Source organism: Photobacterium sp. BZF1 (assembly GCF_014349205.1).
Taxonomy (GTDB): Bacteria; Pseudomonadota; Gammaproteobacteria; order Enterobacterales; family Vibrionaceae; genus Photobacterium.
The window spans coordinates 1-23,978 of record NZ_JACSOF010000075.1; the positions used below are offsets into that span (position 1 = coordinate 1).

Consider the following 23,978-nt stretch of genomic DNA (forward strand, 5'->3'; position numbering starts at 1 on the left):
GATAAAAGAAAGGACCGAACGTTTCCACGTTCAGTCCTCTATGTGCCACCCAAGTATCCGTTCAGGTATAAACGATGACGCTTATCCGAATGGCATTAACTTTTTAGGTTGATGTTATCTGTCGACTTGTTAATGAGATAAGTCACCTGATTCAAGCAATGATAAAGCATCCGCAGAATACTTTTTAAAGCTGATGTCAGATTTCTTTGGCGGATAGATATACTTAGTGACCTTCACAATATACTTAGCAATCACCTCACCCGTTGCCTTTTTCTCATCATACCAAAAGGTATCAATATCCTGTTTTTTCCCTATATCCCACTTCATATCAGTACGGACAAACTGATGTTCCGCTGGGATTTCTAATAAATCACGGTACATAATCAGACTCCATTTTTTATTTCACTGAAGCCATAATTCCACAGTTTATCAATTGGCTTTTCTGCACATGTCACAGTTTAAAAAACAACCAAACACCCAAGTCACAATCTGCGATCTAGGCAAATAATCTCAGTAAAACCCAAGTAATTGGTTGCTTGGCATTCAAATTATCCCGCTTTACAGTGCACAAGTTGGCGCTTATTCGATTCAGCTCGCAATTCACAACGTGATTTATCCCATAGGAACCCGGCAGGGATCTTACCTTTTTCAATAACAAAGAACGCATCCTCTTTAGGCTTAGTGAGCAGTGTCGATAATGGCGCTTGATTCAACTTTGCTTTTCCTTCTGAATAAAACTGCGCAGAAAAAGGCCTCTTTTGGATATAGATTAATTCACTATTTTCTTTCTCGACCTGCTTTTCCCACTTAGATAACAAGACTTTTTCTGACTCTTTGCCTGTTAGGTTATTACCCAGTAAAAAAGCAGTGTTCACCAACAAAACAGGCGTAATCAATCCAATCTTGAAGATTTTATCTGATAATTTTTGCTGGCTTTGGTAGCCCGCCACTAATAAGCCCAATGCAGGAAGTCCCGGCATGACATAACTCGGTAAAATATTACCTGCCATGGTAAATAACAGCATCGGTGAGAGCATCCAGCACCATAAATACCCCATATAGCCATTGCTAGTTTGAACACCTTCCTCACCGGCACGGAAGAAACGAGAGACCTGGTACATTAAAACCGGAGCCCATGGCAATGCAGCTAAGAACCAATACAGCCAAATTGTTCCTCTCACTTCATCATGAGCAGAGCCATAAAGATCTCCTTGCCAACCACTCACGACAAAGCGTTTGATGTGTTCACCGATAATAAAGTAGTTTAAGAACCCTGGCGTTTTCCATTCAGCCAACAAATACCAAGGCAGAGAAATAATAAGAAATACGGCAATCCCACCTTTCCATGGTAAAACCGAGGGAATGCGACGCCACCTTTGGTCTTGCATTAGCCAGATGACAAGGCTGATTCCTACTAGCACCATGGTTAAAGGGCCTTTGGCGAGCATACCTATCGCCAAACCAACGAAGAACAAGTATCCCCATAATCTGCGCCCAAATTCCCAAGCCATCCAAAAGCTGACCATGCTCAAAGTTACAGCAAACGTCAACGCAGTGTCTGTCATTACAGCCCCAGAAATCACAATAAAAGCCGTTGTGGTAGACAAAATCGCGATGGCTAACCAAGCTTCTTTGTTATCTCTTATTTTTGCGGCAAAAAACCAAGTCATGAACAATATGGCGATACCTAAGATAAGGTGAGGCACTCTAGCCGCAAACTCATTCACGCCGAGCAACTCGAAACCACCCGCACTGAGCCAAGTAAATAGTGGCGGTTTGCCCCAGAACGGAACGTTATAGTCAAACATTGGGGTTATCCAATTGCCAGAATCAAACATAATTCTGGCCATCTCACCGTAACGTGCCTCAGTCGTATCCATTAACGGATAGAACCCTAAGGTGGCTAACCTGACAATGACAGTTCCGAATGTGAGCAAAATTGCGAATTGAGTTAAGGATATGTTTGATAATTGTCGCTTGATCATGCCTGTACTTCCTCGGCAGTAATATTTGGTATTGTGTGGTTCTCTTCCATCACAACAAATAAAGGCCTTTGCTTGGCTTCAATGAATAATCGGCCCACATACTCTCCCATCAACCCTATTGACAAGAGTTGGACACCACCAACTAGCAAGACAACTATCATCATGGATGGATACCCTGCTACAGGGTCTCCCCAGATTAAGGTTTTAGTAAAAACAACGGCAGCTAAAAGCAAGGCAGAAAACGAGGTCACAAGCCCTGCCCCAGTAGCAATACGCAGTGGACGGGTGCTGAATGAAGTTATTCCTTCAAAAGCTAGATGTATCAGCTTCCGATAATTCCATTTTGTTTCCCCAGCAAGGCGTGGATCACGATCAAACTGCAGCGTTATCCTTTTAAATCCCGGCCAGGCAAATAACCCTTTCATAAAGCGGGTTCGTTCAGGCAACTTATTGATTTCATCAATGACACGCCGATTGATTAGCCTAAAGTCGCCAACGTTTTCAGGGATAGGCATATCACTGAGGCGGTTCATGACTTGATAAAAAGCAGCGGCGGTAAAGCGCTTAAACCATCCTTCACCCAGGCGTCGGCGGCGCTGCATATCCACCACATCAAACCCTGCTTGCCACTGGGCAACCATATCAGGGATCAGCTCAGGAGGATCTTGTAAATCAGCATCAATCAGCACTGCAGCTTCTGCCGCAACAGCTTTAAGCCCCGCACTCATAGTCGCTTCTTTTCCGAAATTTCGGCTAAGTCGGATTGTTTTAATACTATGGTGTTCGCTAGTAAGTTGGCTTGCTATGTTCCAACTCTCATCTGAACTACCGTCATCGATATAAATGATTTCGCAGTGCTTTCCCATTTTATCAAGGACATTGCATACCCTTTTATGACAAGCGGCTAAAACCTCTTGTTCGTTATACATCGGGATGATGACTGATATATAAGGGGTTTCCTGTCTGAAATGTGACTGCCGCTCTCTGTGTTGCGACAGAACAGTGATAGAAGACATAGCTAACCTCAAGTGGCATAACATAAGTAATGCGCTATAGGTTATTGAAAGACGTGTGAGAAAAAGGTCATTGACACTTTTTTCACTCCTCGCTATGTCATGATAAAGTAACGTTAATTGTTGCTCCTATCCTTCTTGAGCATCGAAAATATCATTTTGGTTTAGGTACTTACATGAAGTTATTACTGGTTGAAGATCACCAAGAAATTGCAGGTGTTATCTTCGATTTTTTTGAAATCAAAGGGTACACACTCGACTATGCCAACAATGGCCAGCACGGTTTAGAACTTGGTAGCACCGAACATTACGACCTTATTATTCTCGATGTAATGCTACCTAAAATGGATGGCTTTGAAGTTTGCCAAGCGTTACGTGATCGCGGTATCGATACTCCTATCCTTATGTTAACGGCCAGGGATACCCGTGAAGACACACTCGAAGGATTCTCAAATGGCGCTGACGACTATTTGGTCAAACCCTTTGATCTAGAGATTCTAGAGGCCAGAATAAAAGCGCTTACCCGTCGTCGAATGGGCGAAACAGCTTTAAACACACTAAGTTTTGGCGAAATGACGCTGGATTTAAGTACCCATACTGTTGAGCGTGGAAACTGTACCTTTTCTCTAAACCCAACCTTATTTACTATCCTTAAGCTCTTGATGATGAAAGCGCCTAAGGTAGTCAGCAAACAGGAATTGATTGCTGCCTTGTGGGGGGACAATGAACCTGAAGGAAATGTACTTAGAAGCCATATTTACCAGTTGCGCCACCAGATCGATAAGCCTTTCAAGCATGCCTATATTAAGAATGTGCCCAAAGTCGGCTACCAATTAGTGGATGAGGAAGCGTTGTGAAGCAACATCTAAGCAAAGTAAAAAGTGCTAAACAGCTAACCGTCACTTATTTTTCTATTATCGCTTTTGCGATTATCTCCTTACATTTCTCACTCCTCGATGCTACTTTAGAAGACTTTGAACATATTAATGCTAACAACCGTCTTCTCCACGCAAAAGCAGTGGCTAATGAAGTGTTGCAAGAGCAGGATGACATCACTCAGTTTGCCATTCCTCCATTCACTCACGCATACCTTGACATAGATTTGATCCCTAGCCAGCTCAACATTTCTTCTCAGTCTCCGAGAAATAAGGCGTTTGAAATAAAAACGAACACCAATGAAACCGAATACTTCGCCATGATCACGAGTGTTGAGGTCGGAGGCCAACCAAAAGATCTCTACTTGCTCTTTTTCGATGACATTTACGAAATCAGTGAAGAGCAAATCTTTAATAATCAGCTCAAACAACTCGGGATTTCATTGTTATTGCTAATCATCAGTTTTCTTGTTGTTCTCAAGGTATCTGATAGATTAACTAACCCCTTGACCCAGCTAGCGAATGATATCGACTCACGTCGAGCCAATGACCTGTCCCCTATCTCAACGCCCTCAGGGATCACTTCTCGCGAGGTCCTGCAGCTGGTTGATAGCTTTAATCTTTACGTTACCCATATACAAGAACTACTCGATCGAGAACGGTCATTTAACCGCTATGCCAGTCACGAGCTTCGCACTCCCCTTATGGTGATGAAAGGAGCCATCTCGCTACTTGGCCAATCAAACGACCCTAAATTTATCGCCAAGCAACAAAAGCGCCTACAACAAGCGAGCACCGAGATGAACGACTTCGTGACCACCTTGTTGTCCCTCACTCGTGAAGAGGATCTTGATAAGGTTTCTATCAGGCAGGTTGATCGTGAAGAACTTAATGAAATTGCTGGTGCACACACCTCATTACTGACTGGAAAAGCCGTTAGCTGGCATATTGAAGCTTCGCAGCCCATCACAGTAAAAATGCCTGAAAATGCCTTTAAGATTTTACTGGGCAATCTGATCAAAAATGCTTTTGCTTATACCGAACAAGGGCATGTCATCATTCGGGTGAGCCCAACAACAATCACGGTTGAAGACACTGGCATCGGCCTAGAAAGCAGTACGAATAGTAGCAAGGGCTATGGCTTGGGGCTGTTGATTGCAGCGGATATCTGCCGCAAATACAATTGGCAACTTCGCCACCAAACCAATGAATACCGGGGCTGCACAGCGATTATCGAGTTGCAGCCAAACGAAATACCCAACGGTCAGACAGCAAAAAGTTAACTCCCATCCCTAACAATATACCCGGTACCATGGCCAAGTACGGCCACCAAGTTGATACATCGACAGATAGTATTGATGAGGTGGCTGGCCCTATGTCACTGTTCATCAGAAGCCAATAGCAGCCCCAATTTGGCAAAAAGCCTATACTGGACGCGCTCAAAAACTGTATCCATTGCTTAAGCGGCCTCTCTTGCTGCCCCGATGAAAATGTAAACTGCCTATTCAGCCACCAGTTTGAACTCGCAGCCACCCAAAAAGCAGCTCCCCTGGCAACTTCCGCCATGACAAACTGGGATAAGGTGTAAGTAACTAATATATCGATAAAAAAACCACCAGCACCGACAATGGCAAACTTTAAAAAACGTCTATTTTTCGATTGATTCACAACAGCTTACCCAAGCTAACTATATTGGCAGTCAATTTAGCAATGTCATGGTCAAAAAAATGTCCATTTTCAGTCTCCGCAACAGGAAAACACTTTTTTTTCACTCATTGTAGGTATAATAGCGCCAGTTTAAATCTCACCGGTAACTGACGGAAAAGTATGAGCAAAGTGTTTACCTTCCTAAAAGGGATGGCGATGGGGGCAGCTGACGTTGTCCCTGGTGTCTCTGGCGGAACAATTGCCTTTATTACAGGTATTTATGACACGCTTCTAGAAAGCATTCGACGCGTTAACCCTAGCCTGATCGGCATCTGGCGGAAAGATGGGTTTAAAGCGGCCTTCAACCATGTTAATGGTACCTTCTTGATTTTATTACTGTCAGGGATCCTGACCAGCATCTTCACCCTCGCGCGCTTCATTACATGGATGCTTAACACCCATCCTATCCCGCTATGGTCTTTCTTCTTTGGTTTGATCATTATTTCAGTGATCCATATGTTCAAACAGATCACTCACTGGGGGCCATCGCGTATCATTGCAGTAATAGCCGGCGCCGTTTTTGCTTACGGAATTACTGTGCTTCACCCGCTTACGCTTGAGCCGACATACTTCAATATCTTGCTTGCCGGCTCTATTGCTATCTGTGCAATGATTTTGCCGGGTATTTCAGGTAGCTTCATTTTACTTCTGCTAGGTATGTACGCCCCCATTCTAGGTGCGGCAAAGTCATTGGATATCATCACACTAGGCTTATTCGCTTGTGGCTGTGTGATTGGCCTCCTAACCTTCTCCCATGTCCTATCTTGGGTGTTACGAAACTACCGCGACATCGCCCTGACCTTCTTGACAGGTTTGATGATTGGTACATTGAGCAAGATTTGGCCTTGGAAGGAAACATTGACTTGGAGAACAAACTCTAGCGGTGAGCAAGTGCCTTTAATTGAGCAAAACTTGTCCCCATTCAGCTTCGAGCACGTAACAGGTCAACCTGCTTTACTTGGCTATGCTATTGTGGCGATGGTGTTGGGTATCGGTTTAGTATGGGGACTTGAAAAAGTCGCAGACAAATAGCGTTACCTGTTTTCAATAGAACCCAAAGCACCTTTAGTCTGTTTGACTAAAGGTGCTTTTTCATTTGCGTAGCTTTACGTTGATAAACACTCATTTTCATCCAGATTGTTAGCATAGCTTGCATCAACTATTTGCAAGAACAGCCCTGTGACCCATGTAATCCAGAGCCTGCCAAGCAGTAGTTCTGAGTCAATTTTTGATATCCACGACCACTCTACTAATTAATAACAAAAAGCCGCCAACTTACTGTGGCGGCTTTCAGTTAGTAAGAGACGTTCCCTACAAGCGCATTTCCGTAATTATACGAATGTGATTAGTAGTATTGGAACATCTTCTGAACGTCTTGGTAGTCCTGAGTCTGAGTAAGAGACAACATCAGTAGAATACGAGCCTTCTGAGGGTTCAAAGAACCTGCAGCAACGAAGCCGTATTTATCATCATCGACTTCTGCATCTAATGTTGTTGAGCCAGAGGCAGTACGGGAACTACGCACGACCATTGTGCCCTCTTTACTCGCCTTAGCTAACTCATCAAAAATGCTATGGTACATATTACCGTTACCCACACCCGCACTGACGATACCGTCGTAGTTTGCTTCCATCATTGCTGTCACTGGCAACGCAGTTGCGTTGGCATAGTTATATACGATGCCAACTTTTGGCAAGCTATCAACTTTAGAAATATCAAATACAGTGTCAGTGGTGTGCTTACGCTCAGGGCTACGCTGGTATTTCACATCACCATTATGGATATAACCCAGCGCACCAGTATTCGGTGACTGGAATGTATTCACGGCAGTTGTATTTGTCTTGGTGACATCTCGCGCGTCGTAAACGGTGTCATTCATTGCGACTAATACACCACGACCGGTCGACTCTGTATCTGTGGCTGTCACGACTGCATTGTACAAGTTTACCGGACCATCAGCACTCATTGCTGTCGACGGACGCATAGCACCAACAAGGACTACAGGCTTGTCACTTTTAACTGTTAGGTCAAGGAAGTATGCTGTTTCTTCCATGGTATCCGTACCATGAGTGATCACTACACCGTCAACGTCGTCTTTAGCAAGTAGCTCATTTACACGTTTTGCAAGTTTCAGCCACACTTCATCGTTCATGTCCTGTGAACCAATGCTAACGACTTGCTCGCCAGAGATATCCGCCAGTTTTGTCATTTCAGGAACGGCTTCAATCAGCGCATCTACCCCAACTTTACCCGCGGTGTAGTTTGACTCTGTGCTCGATTGCCCAGCGCCTGCAATAGTGCCACCCGTTGCTAGAATTTTGATGTTTGGAAGATCACCCGCAAAGCTCATAGAGCTAAGACACATACCAGCTAAGAACATACCTACGGATACAGCATTCTTCTTCATTGTCATTACCTTATAGTGATTTATTTCAACATAAACTCAATGAATGAAATACTATTCCAAATAGATAATACTTTTGTGGTATACATCACCTTTTATAATATTAAAAAAGTGATCCTAATTACACATTCGGTGACTAAGCTCAAGAGATTAACTGATTTTCTATACCTTACAAACAGTTGCTAACACCCCATCACAAGATTAACAACCCACATCCAGTGTGGACTTCACCAACACGCACCCTCCTCACAAAAATCAACATCTGTCTGTTTTCCTTAACCAAGTCAGTGATAAGATTCACAAATACTTGCAATACAAAGAGATGATACAGCCAGTGGTACGTAGCAAACGTTATAGAAATGTTTTCCTTGCTCTATCTGCTTTTACCGGGAGTTACTTTTTCTTTGATTATGGGCTTCCTCAACTCAAGGCAGTGGTCGGTGATCAGGCAGCACTCGCCAAAGAAAACTCTTCCCACATACACTGCCTTTTGAGTAATGAAAGCTGTGCCATTGGTGGAGCAAACATCAAGTTAGATAGAAATATCATCAGACCAATGGAAGCGGCTAAAATTGAAATAGAGTGGCCATCGTTACCGTCCCAAGCAGAGACACTGGAACTAACCCTTGAAGGACAGGAAATGATGATGGGCGTCTATCGACAAAAGCTCATTCGCCAAACCGGCACCAACCTATATTCTGGAGAATTGGTATTACCTTTTTGTGTTTCAGACGAAATGACCTGGCAAGGAAAAATAGCACCACCAGCAAATAACTCACAACAACCAGTTTATGTTTCAATAAGGATGATCAAGTGAAATATCAATGGATTATACTCGCTCTAGCTTTATCGGCTGGGTTCATCACTAGCGTCATTGTTGATCGCCAATCCCCATCTGAAGTCGCCGGTGAACCTATTAACCTGTTGAAAAGCGGTAAAGATGACATTGATTTGTACAACCCGGAGGATGAAAGAATTCGGGTCATTTATTTTGGCTATACCCACTGTCCTGATGTCTGCCCAACCTCTCTCGCAGTCTTGTCAGCTGCCTTGAAGCAAATCGATGATCAGCAAATTAATAAGCTGTGGCCGATTTTCATCACGTTAGATCCTGAACGAGACACGCCTGAAAAGAGTGCTCAATATGCACAGTACTTCCATAAAAAAATTATAGGTATGACAGGAGATGCTGATCAGACAAAAGCACTGGCTGAAAAGTATGGCGTGTTATACATGCGTACAGAACTGGAAGGCTCAGCATTGGAATATGCGGTAGACCATAGCTCTTATTTTTATTTCCTCCGTGCTGATGGCACCTTGGTAGAAAAAGTGCAGCATACCCTCAATCCGAATATTTTAGTCGATGCAATAAACCGGATTCTTGCTGATGAAAACGCACCTGCGTAATTTCTGTATTCCGCATAAATAAACCCGCTCAGGCGGGTTTTCTCATCTTTGAGAGAAAAAAATCTGACTCTTTCTTCACTTTAAGCAGCAATTTGCGCAACTTCTGCCATAATGAATTTGCCGACTGAAACTTTTATCGAACAGTCTGTAGTGGCAAACAAAGGAGAAGAAAGAAAAATGAACCGTTCATTATCTATCCTTACCGGTATTATTCTGAGTGCAACACTTATCGGTTGTTCTAGCTCAGATGAAGTTGACCAAATGCAGCAACTAACCAATAAAGTAGATATGCTCTCTGATCAGGTAGGCGCATTACAAAGCCAACAAGATCAAATGGCTGGTGCAGTTAACGATGCTCGTGCGGCATCAGACGCTGCTTACCAAGAAGCTATGCGCGCAAACCAGCGTATCGACAATATTGCTAGTTCTTACAGCAAGTAAAACCAAAGAGTGGCGCATTCTTGCGCCACTCTTTTATTTTATTCATGCCCCAACCACTTCTAAGAAACTATACCCTTTTCCCCTCACGGTTTTTATATGTTGTTTTGGTAATCCTGATTGAACTATTTTGCGACGAATGTTGCTAATATGCATGTCAAGATTTCTATCAAATGGGCTCATTTCTTTCTTAAGCACCGCTTTCTGCAATTCAGCTTTTGATACAACAATGCCGTTATGCTTGACAAGATACTCCAACAATTCACTCTCGGTACCCGTCAACGGAATTCGCCTCAGCTGTTCAGTGATATCCATATCAGTAGAAACATTACTGCCACGTTGCTTTTCTAATCCAACTCGTCGCATTGTAGATTTTATTCTAGCCAGCAATTCAGGCACCTTAAAAGGCTTCGCCATATAATGATCAGCGCCAGCTTGTAAGCCATCAAGTAATGAGGCCTCATCACCTAATGCCGTCAGCATAATAATTGGCGTAGCAAACCTCTGGCATATTCGCCTAGCCATTTGCATACCGTCAATATGCGGAAGCATGACATCAAGCAGAACGAGATCAACAGGCTGCTCTTGCAAGTAAGCTAACCCTGTCTTCCCACAATGTGCACAATGAACGTCGTACCCTTCTTCTTCAAGTACTTCCTGGAGTAACTCGCAAAGGACAATATCATCATCTACAACAAGGATCTTAGACACAAAACACTACACTTATCGAAATCATTATCATTTAGATAGCATTATCCTGCCTCTATGCTCTGCAATCAAGGTGATAAACCACTCTTAGCCTCTGATTGTAGCCAAAACACCCAAGCATTTTTCGTTGAAAAGCAAAATTGAGCTGTATCAATAACCTTTATTTTTCATGATGTTTTTATAATGATTTCATGAACACAGGTATTGACTTTACTGAAGCCAGCATGGGGATTAGCTCTCAACCATTTCCCACAGAGTTACTCACAAGTTTTGTGGATAATAAAGTTATCCACAGGTTTAGTCTCATTTCCTTCCCTGCAACCCAATGAACACTTTTCTCATACAAAAAACGACATTTACCACCATAAAACCATTATAAAAAACAACCAAAGACAAAAATCATGACGTAATGGTTGTTTTTACATGTAAATAGAAGCTTAAAAACATAAGCAAGTTCTTTATCGTCTATTAAGTCTATGAGTTGATGAAAAGAAATCGTTTTCATATGAGGCAATGTAAGCATGAATTAGGATATTGAGGCACAGACAACAACAATCCTTTTTTGAAATCATATTTGACACCATTTAAGACTCACTCCAATCATACAAACGATTTCCTTTTTTACAGTTAACAATACCAATAAATGTAATTAATTGTTAAATAACAATTTAATTTAGACCTTTGGTAAATTTCATGAAATCACCCAAAAACTCATTTGACAGCAGTTTTTTATTCACTAAAATACGCGCCGTTTAGCTGTAAATCAGTACTATTATTAAATGACGTTAGAGGTGTTTCAATGGCTGGCGATAACAACTACAGTCTAGGGCCTGTGCCAAAATCGGCACGTAAAGGAGTAGTTTCACTCACCATGGTGATGCTCGGACTGACCTTCTTTTCAGCCAGTATGTGGACAGGAGGGACATTAGGAACAGGGCTCTCCTATGATGATTTCTTCCTCGCTGTTCTGATTGGTAACCTCATTCTTGGTATCTACACCTCCTTCCTCGGATACATCGGCTCTTCTACTGGCCTCTCTACCCACCTTCTTGCTCGATTCTCTTTTGGCTCTAAAGGCTCCTGGCTCCCTTCCCTACTACTTGGCGGTACACAAGTCGGCTGGTTTGGTGTCGGCGTCGCTATGTTTGCCATTCCGGTTCAAAAAGCAACGGGTATTGATACCAACATCCTGATTCTGGTATCGGGCCTTCTGATGACAGCAACGGTATATTTTGGCATTTCAGCGTTGATGGTACTTTCCGCCATCGCAGTTCCAGCCATTGCCCTGCTTGGTGGTTACTCTGTATTTGAAGCTGTAGGCAGTACTGGTGGTATTGATGGCCTCAAAGCGATTACACCTGAAAACCCAATCGAATTTTCAACCGCTCTGGCGCTGGTTGTCGGCTCATTTGTTTCAGCCGGTACCTTAACAGCAGACTTTGTACGATTTGGTAAAAAGCCAATGGGCGCTGTCATGGTCACTATGATTGCCTTCTTTATTGGTAACTCCCTGATGTTTATCTTCGGTGCAGCGGGCGCAGCAGCAACCGGCCAATCGGATATCTCCGAGGTAATGATTGCTCAAGGCCTACTAATCCCAGCTATCATCGTACTTGGCCTGAATATTTGGACCACCAACGACAATGCCCTGTACGCCTCAGGTCTTGGCTTCTCAAACGTCACTGGCCTACCAAGTAAATACCTTTCTATGGCAAATGGCCTAATCGGTACACTATGTGCACTATGGCTATACAATAACTTCGTTGGTTGGTTAACCTTCTTGTCGGCGGCTATTCCTCCAATCGGTGGTATTATCATTGCAGATTTCATTAAAAACCGTCATCGTTACAAAGATTTCGCGAACGCAGAGTTTAAAGCCGTTAACTGGGCTGCAATCATCGGTGTTGCTGTAGGTGTTGCTGCCGGTCACTTCCTGCCTGGTGTTGTTCCAATCAATGCCGTGCTAGGCGGTGCAATCAGCTACCTTATCCTTAACCCGGTGCTAAATCGCGATACCGAAGCTTGTGCAAGTAACGCGTAAGGACAACTAAGATGCAAACCTCAAACATGCTAATTAAAAACGTCACCATCAAAGGCAAGGATGGCCTGCATCAGATACTGATTAACGAAGGTAAATTTCATTCTATCAAGCCAATGGACGAGCACGTTGATTTCAACGGCCCTGTGCTTGACGGTGAAGGGGGTATGGCTGTACCTCCTTTCTGCGAACCTCACATCCATCTAGACACCACGCAAACAGCAGGTGAACCTAACTGGAATATTTCAGGTACGCTATTTGAAGGGATTGAACGCTGGGCTGAGCGTAAATCAATGCTTTCCATTGAAGATGTTAAAGCTCGTGCAAAACAAACGCTTAAATGGCAAATCGCTAATGGTGTGCAACATGTGCGTACCCATGTCGATGTCTCTGACCCAACACTTATCGCCCTAAAAGCCATGCTTGAAGTGCGTGAAGAAATGAAAGAGTGGGTTGATATCCAGATTGTGGCTTTCCCGCAAGAGGGGATTTTGTCTTACCCGAACGGCAAAGAACTTCTTGAAGAAGCCGTGAAGTTGGGCGCTGACGTCATCGGTGCAATTCCACACTTTGAGTTTACTCGCGAGTATGGCGTAGAGTCGCTTCATTATGTATTCGAATTGGCACGTAAATACGATCGTCTCATCGATGTTCATTGTGATGAAATCGATGATGAGCAATCCCGTTTCGTAGAAACGCTAGCCGCGCTTGCCCATAAATTTGAAATGGGTGACAAAGTAACTGCTAGCCACACGACAGCGATGCACTCATACAACGGTGCCTATGCTTCAAGGTTGTTCCGACTGCTGAAAATGTCAGGCATCAGCTTTGTTGCTAACCCTCTGGTCAATATCCACTTGCAGGGTCGTTTCGATGATTACCCAAAACGCCGTGGCGTGACCCGTGTAAAGGAAATGCTAGCTTCGAACATCAATGTCTGCTTTGGCCATGACGATGTTTTTGACCCATGGTACCCATTGGGAACAGCTAACATGATGCAAGTTCTGCATATGGGACTGCATGTTTGCCAGGTGATGGGCTACGACCAAATCAACCAATCTTTGGACTTGATCAGCACTAACTCTGCGACCACCCTAAACATTCAAAGCCGCTACGGTATTGAGTTGGGTAAGCCAGGTAACCTGCTTATTCTTCCTGCTGAAAATGGCTTTGATGCGGTTCGCCGCCAAGTGCCAGTACGTTACTCTATCCGTGCCGGTAATGTTATTGCTGAAACCCAGCCAGCGGTTACCCATATTGAATTGGCAGACGGTAAAGAAGCTGTTTCTTTCCGCCGCTAACGAAAACAGCCACTCTTCATTCTGGGTGGCTGTTTTTTATTAATCGCGTAATAAAAGTCGTCGTCTCAACAGCATCAAAATCAAGCCTCCAAGTCCAAAGTAGCCAACCATCCCACCTCCCCCTTCGGAATTCAGGGCACAATTATTCGGGCTGATACCGGAAACCTCGGGGTTACATCCTTCGTCGGCCTTTCCTTCTCCCGTATCTACGTCTTGATCATCATCTTTACTACTTCCAGTTTCCTCATCTTCCATAAAGTCTGGATTGGTGATTGGGATATCGGGAATCTTTCCTACTATTTCCTTTATCCAATCAAAATAGGTACCTACTCGCGCATAGAAACCTGGACGCAAATATGCGCCACAGAGAGGGGCTCCTTGTGGGCCTCCACTCACGACCCCTAGTTGCACCCAACTTCCGTCGTTATCTTTCGTTACTAGTGGGCCACCACTGTCTCCCTTACAGGCATCAGGCCCATATCCGAGGGGGTCACCTTCTTCATCAAACAAAATATCAGGTGGTAAAGCACAAACTTTCGTCAAGTTCAACGGACTATCTATGATAAAGTGTTCATCATTGCCCCTTTCCAGTAAATTGAAGCAATCTGATATCGGCAAATAAGAGAGCTCAGTATACATAAGGTTTGTTGATATACCGGTGCCATCACTATTTGTCGCACCCCAACCAGAGACCATTGTATTAACTGGGCGTTTGTTTTCGTTCCATTCATCAGCCAAGGTCGCCTCAAGCCGTTGTGCTACCTTCTGATCAGCTAATTTAATTGGACTTACCCTAGGAAACGGAAACAAACGATTGACACGAAGCAGTGCAATATCATTGTCTAATGCTAACTTAACCACTTCCTCCGTCTGGTTTTGATTTTCATCGACCGTAATTTTAATTTCAGCGTTCGGAGAGTATTCAGGGTGTACGACAACATGGGTGACCTGATATAGATCGGCAGTGTCAACGACCTCACTAGACAATTTTCCGACCATCACAGCAAGGTTATTGGGCGGCAACGTAAATTCATCGCCAGCGATACCCTGCACAACGCAATGGGCGGCAGTTAATACCCATTGCTCATTAACAATACTTCCTCCACAAAAATGTGAAGTATTGTCCGTCGTATTTCTTAATGAGGCCATCCAAGTTATTTCATCACCATGCCTGACAGGATTGCCGCCGACAATATAGCTCTCAATTTCAGCAGCATAACCAATACACGGAATATTAATCAAAATACCTAAAAGGCCGAATATCCCTTTCCTTTTCATTACTTCTTACCGCTTAATAACCCAAAAGTAGTGGCTTAAATTAGCAAGAAACCCCTAGTCAAAAACCAGTCAGAAATAGAAGTTGCGAGGCATTTAATAAAATTTTTTTTGAGGAATGTAATAGTGATAGTGTTTCTTTTGACTAAAAGAAATTAGCAGGCCTATGTATGCTACATTAAGGCCTGCCTTTCAACATACTATCAACTACAACCCAATACTTGAGCAACTTACACGCTCAATATCAAAGTCAGAAAAGGTATCACCTAGCAGATCAGCCGCTAATTTCGGGTAGAAACCATTATCATAGGCGCGTTTCACTTCATCAATGTCGATGGTATAAAGTTTGATACCTAATTTAGTGACCTCATCGGGTACACAAGCTGTGTCACTTCCAGCTCCAAAACAAACATCGCCACTGGTATCAATAATACCGCAATCTGTACCCTCTATATCTATACCAAGAGATCCTAACCGGCTATCTAGCGTTTGTTCAGAGCCTGCTGGGAATTCATCGGGCAAAGTGATTGGATATTGGTTTTCTAGGCTATCAATGCTGGTGTATCCTTGTGCTCCTCCAACTTCAGCTCCGGTAACGGCGAACACTTCTGCATTGCCTGATACTGTGTTAACAACATCCTCATCATCACAACCAATAAGTGCTAAAGCTAAAAGTAAAAAAAGTGCCTTTTTCATACATTTTCCTATTTCTTTTTCTGTAACTACTTGGGTAGGCTATTTGATCTTAGTCTCAACACAACAATATCTCCTACATTTTTGTTGCATTATTTTTACTTAGACGTTCAATTAGTTTGTTTTTTGCCCGTAAGTTAATGAGACTAATGTGATCTTGATCTTCATTCCTTTTCTTCTCAAAATTAAATGGCATAATAAACAGAACAGTTACCTGTATGGTAACTAAGACCATTACACTTCCTTGGAATATTCCTATGAGCATTGAATCAATCGTTAAAGAGCGCGCTGGCGCTAAATGTGAACTATGTGGATCAGAAGACAGTCTGAGCGTTTACGAAGTTCCTGCGTCTCCTGACCAAACAGCTGGTAGCTGTGTGATGGTGTGTGGAACTTGCCGTACAGAAATCGAAGACGCTGAAACGCTGGATCAAAACCACTGGCGTTGTTTGAACGACAGCATGTGGAGCCAAGAGCCTGCTGTCCAGGTAATGGCTTACCGCCTTCTTAAGCGCCTGTCTTCTGAAACATGGGCTCAAGACCTGCTTGATATGATGTACTTGGAAGAAGACATGATTGAATGGGCTGAGAAAGGTATCGCCCTTGCTGAGCTTGACTCAATCAAGACCGTGGATGTAAACGGTACGGCTCTTGAAGCAGGTGACAACGTCACCATCATCAAAGATCTGCCAGTGAAAGGCTCGAACCTTGTAATCAAACAAGGTACTGCTGTTCGTGGTATTCGCCTGACTGATAACCCATTACACATCTCGGGTAAAGCAGCAGGTACTAACATGGTAATCATTGCGGCATACTGCAAAAAGATGTAATTACCAAGGCAGCCACGCTGTGGCTGCCTCTTTATTCCCCTTCTGTATTATTCTTCATCCATCACCTCATTTTATTCCTAACATGTTTGCCCTATCGTAAAAAACATGTTTAGATTAGTCACATCTTCAGGCATTTAAGCCAGAAAACAGTTTTTTTCAGGTCAATCTTCAACATTGGCCCGTAAGTACCAATTTTATCCGTTAGTCGGGGAGCCGAGCGCTGAGACCACGTAGTGGGACCCGTTGAACCTGATCCATTTAATAATGGCGTAGGGAACTAGCTGTAATGCCCTTTCTCGTACCCCACTGCGGTTCGATGGTATTAGCTACCTTACGTCTTAGATAGAGGTAACTATGCCAATTTCATCAAAGACCCCGATTACCCTAACCATCGCTGGCTCTGACAGTGGTGGCGGCGCAGGCATTCAAGCCGACATCAAAGCCATTTCCGCAACCGGCGGTTACGCATGCTCTGTGATCACAGCACTCACTGCCCAGAACACCCAAGGCGTAACAGGCATCCTTGGCATTGACCCTGCTTTTGTCGAGCAACAACTTGATGCTGTATTTACCGACCTTGATGTAAAAGCCGTTAAGATTGGCATGCTGAGTGACGCTAATATCATTCGCATGGTCGCTAAAAAATTACGCCAGTATCAGCCTAAATTCTTGGTTATCGACCCAGTTATGGTTGCAACAAGTGGTGATTTACTGCTTGAGCAAGATGCGATCTCAACGCTGAAGGCCGAGCTACTACCGCTCGCCGACGTGATCACCCCAAACCTCCCAGAGGCAGCTGCATTGATTGGCTCAGACTTACCTGAAACTGAGCAAGAAATGACAGCAATGATCGCTGCATTGCGCGGCATTGGTTCACGTTCAATTCTATTGAAAGGTGGCCACCTAGAAAAAGACGAGTTCAGTACCGACCTATTGATTCTTGAAGATGATGTTGTCCGTATGAGCACTCCGCGAATTGCGACCCGCAATACCCACGGTACTGGCTGTACGCTATCGGCAGCAACTGCCTCATTCCTTGCTCAAGAATACCCACTGCAAGACGCTGTAAAACATGCCAAAGCCTACATCACCAAAGCCATCGAACATGCAGATGAACTTGAAATCGGTTCTGGCCACGGGCCTGTGAATCATTTCTTTGCAGGCCACTTCAAACCAGAATAAGCATGGAAGCGATAAACAAGATGAATAGCAATCTTGCATCAGACACATCTGGCGATTCTTATGTTGCTAAAGGGATGGCAGTCAAAATCGAGGATCTAATGCTTCGATATAACGACGCCAGCACCCCATTATTTAGCCAGTTAAACGTTGAGTTGCCAGCCGGTCAATGGACTTGCCTTCTGGGGAAGAGCGGTTGCGGCAAAACAACACTGCTCCGCCACCTTGCTGGCCTGTTGGAGGACAACGTTGCATGGAATGGCACTATCTCCACAAGCAACAAGTTACCATTAAACGGCAACATCGCTTACATGGCCCAGCAGGATTTACTGCTGCCTTGGCTCAATGTCATGGAAAATGCTTGCTTAAGTGCGCGTTTTGGTAAAGCTCAGAAAGCAGACAAGAAACGCGCTCTGGCATTGCTCGAAGCTGTTGGTCTAGCTGATAAGTCGGATGTAATGCCTAGCCAACTCTCTGGCGGGATGCGCCAGCGTGTGGCTTTGGCTCGTACTCTGATGCAAGACAAACCACTTGTTTTAATGGATGAGCCTTTTTCGGCCCTCGACGCTGTCACACGGCATAAGCTCCAGTCTCTTTCGGCAAAATTACTCGAAGGGAAAACCGTATTGTTGATCACCCATGATCCGCAAGAAGCACTTCGGCTTGGCCACCAGATATATATGATGGCAGGTACCCCAGCTTCCATAAGAGCGTTACCAGTACCCTCTAGTCCACCACCAAGGCAATTTGATGGTGAGCTCGCCACCCACCAGCAAGGGATCATCAATGAGCTGGAGAATGATTATGTCTGATCAATCAGTATCTCCGAAGCTACAGAATCCTTTGTTGGAACAGCAAGAGGCTAACCAGCATACCAATAAGGTCAATAAGTCACAGTTGTCGCAACATATTTCCCGCTTTGTCATTAGCGTGGCAATCATTATGGGTTTATGGCAGGCCAGTGTCGTTATCTTTGACCTACCACCTTTCATATTGCCAGGACCTGTCGCTGTCCTCTCCAAGCTAGTTGAAAGGGCAGATGTACTGTGGCACCACACTGTGGTAACCGGTACTGAAGTCCTGTTTGGTTTACTGCTTGGCTTGGCTATGGGGCTGTTCTTTGCCCTACAAATGCTGGTATTTGAGCCTCTTCGTCGTTGGCTACTGCCAATACTGATCACTAGCCAAGCAATACCGGTATTTGCTATCGCGCCCATTCTGATGCTGTGGCTCGGCTATGGCATGGCGTCAAAAATTGTCATGGCAGCACTGATCATTTTCTTCCCTGTCACGACATGCTGTTATGACGGCCTTCGCCATACACCAAAAGGCTACCTTGATCTGGCCACGACGATGGGAGCTACCCGTTGGCAGCAACTTTGGCAGATCCGCTTACCCGCCGCCCTACCCGCTTTGGCATCAGGTATTCGCGTTGCGGTTGTCGTCGCGCCAATTGGTGCCGTGATTGGTGAATGGGTGGGTTCAAGTGAAGGCCTCGGGTACTTAATGCTGCAAGCCAATGCGCGCATGTTTGTCGATGAGATGTTCGCCGCTTTGTTTATCTTGGCGTTTTTCTCTATCAGCCTGTACTTCATTACCGATCTTATATTAAAAAAAGCCATTCCATGGCAAAGCCAATAACTCGGTTACATAACACGGAATGCTTTACTTCGCTCAACAACAAGGAAATAGAATGATATCCACTTTTTTTAAAGCAGGTAAACCGCAACTGTTTGCCGCAGCTGCATTAATGCTGGCTTCTTTTAGTGCGTCCGCAGAAGAGAAAGTCACACTCATGCTGGACTGGTTCGTTAACCCAAACCACGGCCCAATTATCCTAGCAAAAGAAAAAGGCTGGTTTGCAGAACAAGGTTTAGATGTTCAAATCCAAGAGCCTGCCGACCCGAGTGTGCCTGACAAATTAGTCGCAGCAGGTCGTATTGACCTTGCTGTTTCGTACCAGAGCACGCTGATTTCAAGCACAGCGGCAAAGCTTCCTCTGGTACGCTCTGCGACGCTCATTTCTGGCCCGTTGAACTCGCTGATTGTATTAGACAAATCAGGCATCAAGTCATTGGCTGATCTAAAAGGCAAAAACATTGGCGTTGCTATCGGCGGTAATGAAGATGCGACTATCGGCACCATGCTTCGCTCAGAAGGTGTGGATATGGATAGCGTAAAAATCATCAATGTTGGCTGGGCACTCTCTTCTTCGCTCGCTTCTGGCAAGGTCGACGCCATTTGGGGTGGCTTGCGTAACTTCGAACTTAACCAACTTGCTATCGAGGGCTATGACGCAACCGCTTTCTACCCAGAAGAACACGGTGTACCACCTTACGACGAGCTGATTTTCGTTGCTAACAAAAACAAATACGATCCAGAAACGATCAACAAGTTTAATACTGCTATCGAGAAAGCAACGGTTTACCTCATTAACCACCCAGAGCAGGCATGGAAAGAGTTCGTGGCTTACTCTCCTGATACATTGAACAACGACCTAAACCGCCGAGCTTGGGAAGATACCCTAACCCGCTTTGCTTTGCGCCCAGGCGCTGTGGAGCTAAAACGCTATGATGAATACGCTGAATTCATGAAACAGCACAACATCATTAAAACACTACCACAAGCGAAAGATTACGTGCTGACCTACTAAGCGCCACGAATATCAGTATTTGAGGATTTACAATGAAATACCAAGATTTGATTAGCTACTGCCAGCAGGATTGGGAAGATTATACCGAGCATGATTTCGTCAACCAGCTAGCAACTGGTGACTTGAACAAGTACGCTTTTTTCCACTACCTTAAGCAAGATTACTTGTTCCTGAAGCACTATGCCCGTGCTTACGCACTGGCTATATTCAAATCAACAACATTGGCTGAAATGCGTGAGCCTCTACCTGGTTTGAGCGCTTTGCTTGAATCAGAAATGAACCATCACATTGAGTATTGCCAGACTTGGGGTCTGTCTGCTGAAGAGATGGAAGCAGAACCGGAAGACTTCGGTACTGTTTGCTACACGCGCTATGTATTGGATACCGGTATGGCAGGAGACCGCACCGATTTATTCACTGCCCTAGCCCCTTGTGCTATCGGCTATGCGGTAGTGGGTCAACGCCTAGCGAAGTGGTCTGAGACAAAACTTGAAGGTAACCCTTACCGCAGCTGGGTTGAACTTTATAGCGGTGAGGAATATCAATCGGGTGTCGAGGAAACCATTCGCCGTTTAGACGCTATGCTTGAAGAAATCCCACTAGAAAGCAAACGTGGTCAGCGCCTGTGTGAGATTTTCAAAACAGCGACACGGATGGAAGTTGCCTTCTGGGAGCAAGGCATGAACGCAGCACAATAATTTCAGCCCATCAGTTTAAAGCCCTGTTTTTACAGGGCTTTTTTTATATCTATGAGCCGTCTTACATAAATTATGTAAGTAAGTGCTCTTTAAACCCTAAGTCGACCAGTTTCTTGTAAGCCTGCCAGACCTCATCTGGAATATTCTGCTCAACAGAGTAACCATAAGACGGGTAGACTTTGATACGCTGAAGGTCACCTAACATAACGTTGATAACATCACTGTATGACAAGGTTTCATTCGGGTATTCATCAAAGGCTATGGGAGGTGAAGTAACTTTCACTTTCTTGCCGGGCCAATTCTGTTGGAAAGTCGCATAAGCTCTTCTTTCCATGAATGGCTTTTGGACAATAATAAAACTCTCAGGCTCGAGTCCCTTCATCTGCAGCAAGGCACGCGTAAACTGAACATTTTCACCCGTGTTGGTGGACTGTGGTTCGAGCAGGATCGCATCTTCTGGAACACCCATATCCAAAGCAACTTCAGCAAAGGCTTCAGCCTCTGATCCTTTAAACATTCCTCGGGTTAACTCACCCTCCCCACCAGAAAATACGATGAATGGTGCATAGCCTTCAAGGAACAGTTTAGCCGCATGTTCAGCGACTCGAATGTCATTACTACCCAGCACGAAGATACAGTCAGAGGGTGAGAGCGTGTGGTTAAGATGATGATAGTCCCACACTTTTGTTGCTAAAGCATGCACATTTGATGGCATTGCACGACTCCTTGTTGCTGAAAAGGCGAAAGCTGCCTGATAGTCAGGCAGCAGTATCAATCTTGGTATACAGGAGAATATCATGAAGGGCTTCGATGACTATTCAGTGACAGCCATCATCAGTCTCAACCAATCGCTTGCAGTATTAGCGCAGCCACCATTCTGGCGTTAGGGTACAGCTCTTTTCACCTAGCATTAGCCAACCCTGCTCTGCTTCAATGGTTAGCTGAAGGTTCATCGAGCGCTCAACCATAGCCTCAAGTTCAGCTAGCGTTTCATCATTGAAGAAAACAACAGAAATATTGCCATACTGGCTCACTTTGGCTTGGTGTTGCTTCCACCATACTGGGGCAGCATTATCGCCATAGGCAAAGATAATGACTTTTTGCGCCTTATGGGCAGCTTTCTTCAAGCGTTTCTCATCAGGCAAGCCTAGGTCAATCCATAACACAATTTCACCACTCAGGTTTTTCTTCCAAAGCGCAGGCTCATCAGCTTCACAAAGGCCTTTGGTAAACTGTAACTCTTCATCGGCATTAAAACCCCATGCGATCAACCTCAGCATTAAGCGCTGTAGGGTCTCAGATGGATGACAGGCCAAGGTGTGCTGCTGATCGAGATACACATGGCGGTCAAGATCGGCGACATTGAACTGGGCTTTGTAAATCGTGGCTTTAAGTGCCATAAAAATATCCTAGAAAAATAAATTTTTGATATAGAAATAATAAATGCAGTGTAATTTGAACAGGAAGAAGGTTCAATTTCAATTGTCTAACAAACACCCAAAAGGTGTTAGAAAATGCGGAAATATCAAAAAGTGCTAATACTGCATCATTGAACCTATCGCTGAGCCAACAATTTACTCAACTAAGCTCAAAACCTTAACGCTACCATTCACAATTTGCTCTTTGGTGCGCTTAGGCAGACGCTTGATCTTATATTCAAGTTGCATGGCTAAGCGTTTATCCCCTACACACTCAGACCAGGCTAAATCAAGGGGTCCCTTTCCCTTCAGGAATTTTGCACCGCGCTTTGTCGATGTATGCTCGCAAAAGCGTCTTGCTACGTCCGTGGTGACCCCACAATACAACTTGTTATCTGCCGTCCTAATTAAATAGACCGACCACTGACCGACTTTATTCTTTTGCTTTTCACTCTCTGCTGAACTTGCTTGATGAGTGCAGGCCATAAATCTTTACACCTTACAAAAAAGCCCAGCATTCGCTGGGCTGATAACACTGACACTATTTGACACTTAAGACGTCAATGATTCAAGCATTGCCTTGAGCTCTTGTACTTCTTTTTTAAGCTCTGAAACTTCATCTTCCAAGGCGGTTAGCCGCTCAGAGGTTGGCGATGAAGGTGTGCCTGTGGCAACAGAGGCTGCCTGTTGTTGAAGTTCCTCCAGATCTACTTCACCACTGAACAAATGCATATAGCGAAAATCACGCTTACCCGATTCTTTCGGCAATTGGACGACAAACGGGCCTTTAGGATGCTCTGAAAGAGCACTCAACACGGACTCGACTTCTTTCACATCAGTAAAATCACACAGGCGATTTGTTCGTGTACGTATTTCACCCGGAGATTGTGGCCCACGCAACAACATCACACAGATAATGGCTTTTTCTTGCTTGGTGAACTGGAAAGTACTGAATTCAGTATTACAAAAGCGGTGCTGGTATTTCGCTACTCGGCTACCAAAGCCTGCGGTCACTTCCTGCACAATGCGTTTTGACTTCAACGCTTCAATCGTGTCTTGCACCTCGGCTTCAGTCAGCGACATCACAGGTTCACGGTTACTTTTTTGATTACTGGCCGTTGTTAGTGCATTGAGTGTTAATGGGTATTGATCAGGTGTGGTCACCTCTTTTTCAAGCAAGCAACCAAGTACGCGCGCTTCTGTCTGCGAAAAGCAAATATCCATGATCCTTCCCTCACATTTTTCTTCATACAATACAAATTCCATTGAGCATAGCCGAAAACACATTGTCTTTATGGCAAGGATTCACTGCTACTCAAAAGAATGCACACTGCGATAGACATTCATGTCTAACAG

26 protein-coding genes and 1 riboswitch are annotated in these 23,978 nt (G+C 44.4%); of the genes, 14 read left to right on the plus strand and 12 right to left on the minus strand.

What is annotated here, in order from left to right:
* Positions 1–129: 129 nt before the first annotated feature.
* From BIZ37_RS17015 to BIZ37_RS17025, 3 genes are all read right to left on the minus strand, one after another.
* Complete coding sequence (locus tag BIZ37_RS17015) at positions 130–381, minus strand: hypothetical protein (protein ID WP_107296379.1); 252 nt, start codon at positions 379–381, stop codon at positions 130–132.
* Between the two features lie 167 nt (positions 382–548).
* Positions 549–1,985, minus strand: a complete 1,437-nt coding sequence (locus BIZ37_RS17020; RefSeq protein WP_187462495.1) for a glycosyltransferase family 39 protein — start codon at positions 1,983–1,985, stop codon at positions 549–551.
* Positions 1,982–3,001: a glycosyltransferase family 2 protein gene (locus tag BIZ37_RS17025; RefSeq protein ID WP_187462496.1), complete on the minus strand. Its 1,020-nt coding sequence runs from the start codon at positions 2,999–3,001 to the stop codon at positions 1,982–1,984. Before BIZ37_RS17025 ends, BIZ37_RS17020 begins: the two co-directional genes overlap by 4 nt.
* 173 nt (positions 3,002–3,174) lie before the next feature.
* Between BIZ37_RS17025 and BIZ37_RS17030 the strand changes: the two genes are divergently transcribed.
* A complete protein-coding gene (locus BIZ37_RS17030; RefSeq protein ID WP_187462497.1) occupies positions 3,175–3,855 on the plus strand; it encodes a response regulator transcription factor in 681 nt (226 codons plus the stop codon).
* Positions 3,852–5,156, plus strand: coding sequence for a HAMP domain-containing sensor histidine kinase (locus BIZ37_RS17035; protein WP_187462498.1), 1,305 nt, complete (start codon positions 3,852–3,854; stop codon positions 5,154–5,156). Before BIZ37_RS17030 ends, BIZ37_RS17035 begins: the two co-directional genes overlap by 4 nt.
* On the opposite strand, the gene BIZ37_RS17040 is transcribed toward BIZ37_RS17035, so the two are convergent.
* Complete coding sequence (locus BIZ37_RS17040; RefSeq protein WP_187462499.1) at positions 5,104–5,541, minus strand: GtrA family protein; 438 nt, start codon at positions 5,539–5,541, stop codon at positions 5,104–5,106. The genes BIZ37_RS17035 and BIZ37_RS17040 overlap by 53 nt on opposite strands.
* Positions 5,542–5,700: 159 nt before the next feature.
* Here BIZ37_RS17040 and BIZ37_RS17045 point away from each other — a divergent pair, with 159 nt between their 5' ends.
* Positions 5,701–6,612 (plus strand): DUF368 domain-containing protein, encoded by a 912-nt coding sequence (locus BIZ37_RS17045; RefSeq protein ID WP_187462500.1) that lies wholly within the window; start codon positions 5,701–5,703, stop codon positions 6,610–6,612.
* Positions 6,613–6,925: 313 nt separating this feature from the next.
* Here the strand turns inward: BIZ37_RS17045 and ansB are convergent, their stop codons facing one another.
* Positions 6,926–7,987 (minus strand): L-asparaginase 2, encoded by a 1,062-nt coding sequence (gene ansB / locus BIZ37_RS17050; protein ID WP_187462501.1) that lies wholly within the window; start codon positions 7,985–7,987, stop codon positions 6,926–6,928.
* A 331-nt stretch (positions 7,988–8,318) separates the two neighbouring features.
* Here ansB and BIZ37_RS17055 point away from each other — a divergent pair, with 331 nt between their 5' ends.
* The 3 genes from BIZ37_RS17055 (at position 8,319) to BIZ37_RS17065 (ending at position 9,832) form a co-directional block, all read left to right on the plus strand.
* On the plus strand, positions 8,319–8,801 hold the full coding sequence (locus BIZ37_RS17055; RefSeq protein ID WP_187462502.1) for a hypothetical protein: 483 nt from the start codon (positions 8,319–8,321) through the stop codon (positions 8,799–8,801).
* Positions 8,798–9,391: an SCO family protein gene (locus BIZ37_RS17060; protein WP_187462503.1), complete on the plus strand. Its 594-nt coding sequence runs from the start codon at positions 8,798–8,800 to the stop codon at positions 9,389–9,391. The genes BIZ37_RS17055 and BIZ37_RS17060 overlap by 4 nt, the downstream gene beginning before the upstream one ends.
* 177 nt (positions 9,392–9,568) lie before the next feature.
* Complete coding sequence (locus BIZ37_RS17065; RefSeq protein WP_036821101.1) at positions 9,569–9,832, plus strand: Lpp/OprI family alanine-zipper lipoprotein; 264 nt, start codon at positions 9,569–9,571, stop codon at positions 9,830–9,832.
* A 42-nt stretch (positions 9,833–9,874) separates the two neighbouring features.
* On the opposite strand, the gene BIZ37_RS17070 is transcribed toward BIZ37_RS17065, so the two are convergent.
* Positions 9,875–10,540, minus strand: a complete 666-nt coding sequence (locus BIZ37_RS17070) for a response regulator transcription factor (protein ID WP_187462504.1) — start codon at positions 10,538–10,540, stop codon at positions 9,875–9,877.
* 796 nt (positions 10,541–11,336) lie between these two features.
* Here BIZ37_RS17070 and codB point away from each other — a divergent pair.
* Positions 11,337–12,578, plus strand: coding sequence for a cytosine permease (gene codB, locus BIZ37_RS17075; protein ID WP_187462505.1), 1,242 nt, complete (start codon positions 11,337–11,339; stop codon positions 12,576–12,578).
* An 11-nt stretch (positions 12,579–12,589) separates the two neighbouring features.
* Positions 12,590–13,876, plus strand: a complete 1,287-nt coding sequence (locus BIZ37_RS17080; RefSeq protein ID WP_187462506.1) for a cytosine deaminase — start codon at positions 12,590–12,592, stop codon at positions 13,874–13,876.
* Positions 13,877–13,915: 39 nt separating this feature from the next.
* On the opposite strand, the gene BIZ37_RS17085 is transcribed toward BIZ37_RS17080, so the two are convergent.
* Positions 13,916–15,154: a serine protease gene (locus BIZ37_RS17085; RefSeq protein ID WP_187462507.1), complete on the minus strand. Its 1,239-nt coding sequence runs from the start codon at positions 15,152–15,154 to the stop codon at positions 13,916–13,918.
* A gap of 204 nt (positions 15,155–15,358) precedes the next feature.
* Positions 15,359–15,847: a hypothetical protein gene (locus BIZ37_RS17090; RefSeq protein ID WP_187462508.1), complete on the minus strand. Its 489-nt coding sequence runs from the start codon at positions 15,845–15,847 to the stop codon at positions 15,359–15,361.
* Positions 15,848–16,101: 254 nt separating this feature from the next.
* Between BIZ37_RS17090 and BIZ37_RS17095 the strand changes: the two genes are divergently transcribed.
* The 6 genes from BIZ37_RS17095 (at position 16,102) to tenA (ending at position 21,204) form a co-directional block, all read left to right on the plus strand.
* Entirely contained in the window at positions 16,102–16,674 is a 573-nt protein-coding gene (locus BIZ37_RS17095) for a PhnA domain-containing protein (RefSeq protein ID WP_187462509.1), read from the plus strand.
* 196 nt (positions 16,675–16,870) lie between these two features.
* Positions 16,871–16,967, plus strand: a riboswitch (TPP riboswitch).
* Between the two features lie 61 nt (positions 16,968–17,028).
* On the plus strand, positions 17,029–17,856 hold the full coding sequence (thiD, locus tag BIZ37_RS17100; RefSeq protein WP_187462510.1) for a bifunctional hydroxymethylpyrimidine kinase/phosphomethylpyrimidine kinase: 828 nt from the start codon (positions 17,029–17,031) through the stop codon (positions 17,854–17,856).
* Positions 17,857–17,876: 20 nt separating this feature from the next.
* Positions 17,877–18,665, plus strand: a complete 789-nt coding sequence (locus BIZ37_RS17105) for an ABC transporter ATP-binding protein (protein WP_255526793.1) — start codon at positions 17,877–17,879, stop codon at positions 18,663–18,665.
* Positions 18,652–19,494 (plus strand): ABC transporter permease, encoded by an 843-nt coding sequence (locus BIZ37_RS17110; protein WP_370577384.1) that lies wholly within the window; start codon positions 18,652–18,654, stop codon positions 19,492–19,494. The genes BIZ37_RS17105 and BIZ37_RS17110 overlap by 14 nt, the downstream gene beginning before the upstream one ends.
* Before the next feature lie 52 nt (positions 19,495–19,546).
* Entirely contained in the window at positions 19,547–20,506 is a 960-nt protein-coding gene (locus BIZ37_RS17115) for an ABC transporter substrate-binding protein (protein ID WP_187462512.1), read from the plus strand.
* 32 nt (positions 20,507–20,538) lie between these two features.
* Positions 20,539–21,204 carry a thiaminase II gene (gene tenA, locus BIZ37_RS17120; protein WP_107296359.1) on the plus strand — a complete coding sequence of 222 codons (666 nt, stop codon included), beginning with the start codon at positions 20,539–20,541 and terminating at the stop codon, positions 21,202–21,204.
* 70 nt (positions 21,205–21,274) lie between these two features.
* Here the strand turns inward: tenA and BIZ37_RS17125 are convergent, their stop codons facing one another.
* The 4 genes from BIZ37_RS17125 to BIZ37_RS17140 form a co-directional block, all read right to left on the minus strand.
* Complete coding sequence (locus BIZ37_RS17125; protein ID WP_187462513.1) at positions 21,275–21,919, minus strand: YdcF family protein; 645 nt, start codon at positions 21,917–21,919, stop codon at positions 21,275–21,277.
* A 145-nt stretch (positions 21,920–22,064) separates the two neighbouring features.
* Positions 22,065–22,604: a YaeQ family protein gene (locus BIZ37_RS17130; RefSeq protein ID WP_187462514.1), complete on the minus strand. Its 540-nt coding sequence runs from the start codon at positions 22,602–22,604 to the stop codon at positions 22,065–22,067.
* Between the two features lie 174 nt (positions 22,605–22,778).
* A complete protein-coding gene (locus BIZ37_RS17135; RefSeq protein WP_187462515.1) occupies positions 22,779–23,108 on the minus strand; it encodes a GIY-YIG nuclease family protein in 330 nt (109 codons plus the stop codon).
* Positions 23,109–23,174: 66 nt separating this feature from the next.
* Positions 23,175–23,846: a YceH family protein gene (locus BIZ37_RS17140; protein WP_187462516.1), complete on the minus strand. Its 672-nt coding sequence runs from the start codon at positions 23,844–23,846 to the stop codon at positions 23,175–23,177.
* Positions 23,847–23,978: the final 132 nt, after the last annotated feature.

Excerpts from the sequence above, each read along its gene's own strand:
- BIZ37_RS17015 (WP_107296379.1), bottom strand. The coding sequence starts at position 381 with ATGTACCGTGATTTATTAGAAATCCCAGCGGAACATCAGTTTGTCCGT.
- BIZ37_RS17020 (WP_187462495.1), bottom strand. The coding sequence starts at position 1,985 with ATGATCAAGCGACAATTATCAAACATATCCTTAACTCAATTCGCAATT.
- BIZ37_RS17025 (WP_187462496.1), bottom strand. The coding sequence starts at position 3,001 with ATGTCTTCTATCACTGTTCTGTCGCAACACAGAGAGCGGCAGTCACAT.
- BIZ37_RS17030 (WP_187462497.1), top strand. The coding sequence starts at position 3,175 with ATGAAGTTATTACTGGTTGAAGATCACCAAGAAATTGCAGGTGTTATC.
- BIZ37_RS17045 (WP_187462500.1), top strand. The coding sequence starts at position 5,701 with ATGAGCAAAGTGTTTACCTTCCTAAAAGGGATGGCGATGGGGGCAGCT.
- ansB (WP_187462501.1), bottom strand. The coding sequence starts at position 7,987 with ATGAAGAAGAATGCTGTATCCGTAGGTATGTTCTTAGCTGGTATGTGT.
- BIZ37_RS17065 (WP_036821101.1), top strand. The coding sequence starts at position 9,569 with ATGAACCGTTCATTATCTATCCTTACCGGTATTATTCTGAGTGCAACA.
- codB (WP_187462505.1), top strand. The coding sequence starts at position 11,337 with ATGGCTGGCGATAACAACTACAGTCTAGGGCCTGTGCCAAAATCGGCA.
- BIZ37_RS17080 (WP_187462506.1), top strand. The coding sequence starts at position 12,590 with ATGCAAACCTCAAACATGCTAATTAAAAACGTCACCATCAAAGGCAAG.
- BIZ37_RS17085 (WP_187462507.1), bottom strand. The coding sequence starts at position 15,154 with ATGAAAAGGAAAGGGATATTCGGCCTTTTAGGTATTTTGATTAATATT.
- BIZ37_RS17090 (WP_187462508.1), bottom strand. The coding sequence starts at position 15,847 with ATGAAAAAGGCACTTTTTTTACTTTTAGCTTTAGCACTTATTGGTTGT.
- BIZ37_RS17095 (WP_187462509.1), top strand. The coding sequence starts at position 16,102 with ATGAGCATTGAATCAATCGTTAAAGAGCGCGCTGGCGCTAAATGTGAA.
- thiD (WP_187462510.1), top strand. The coding sequence starts at position 17,029 with ATGCCAATTTCATCAAAGACCCCGATTACCCTAACCATCGCTGGCTCT.
- BIZ37_RS17105 (WP_255526793.1), top strand. The coding sequence starts at position 17,877 with ATGAATAGCAATCTTGCATCAGACACATCTGGCGATTCTTATGTTGCT.
- BIZ37_RS17110 (WP_370577384.1), top strand. The coding sequence starts at position 18,652 with ATGATTATGTCTGATCAATCAGTATCTCCGAAGCTACAGAATCCTTTG.
- BIZ37_RS17115 (WP_187462512.1), top strand. The coding sequence starts at position 19,547 with ATGATATCCACTTTTTTTAAAGCAGGTAAACCGCAACTGTTTGCCGCA.
- tenA (WP_107296359.1), top strand. The coding sequence starts at position 20,539 with ATGAAATACCAAGATTTGATTAGCTACTGCCAGCAGGATTGGGAAGAT.
- BIZ37_RS17125 (WP_187462513.1), bottom strand. The coding sequence starts at position 21,919 with ATGCCATCAAATGTGCATGCTTTAGCAACAAAAGTGTGGGACTATCAT.
- BIZ37_RS17130 (WP_187462514.1), bottom strand. The coding sequence starts at position 22,604 with ATGGCACTTAAAGCCACGATTTACAAAGCCCAGTTCAATGTCGCCGAT.
- BIZ37_RS17135 (WP_187462515.1), bottom strand. The coding sequence starts at position 23,108 with ATGGCCTGCACTCATCAAGCAAGTTCAGCAGAGAGTGAAAAGCAAAAG.
- BIZ37_RS17140 (WP_187462516.1), bottom strand. The coding sequence starts at position 23,846 with ATGGATATTTGCTTTTCGCAGACAGAAGCGCGCGTACTTGGTTGCTTG.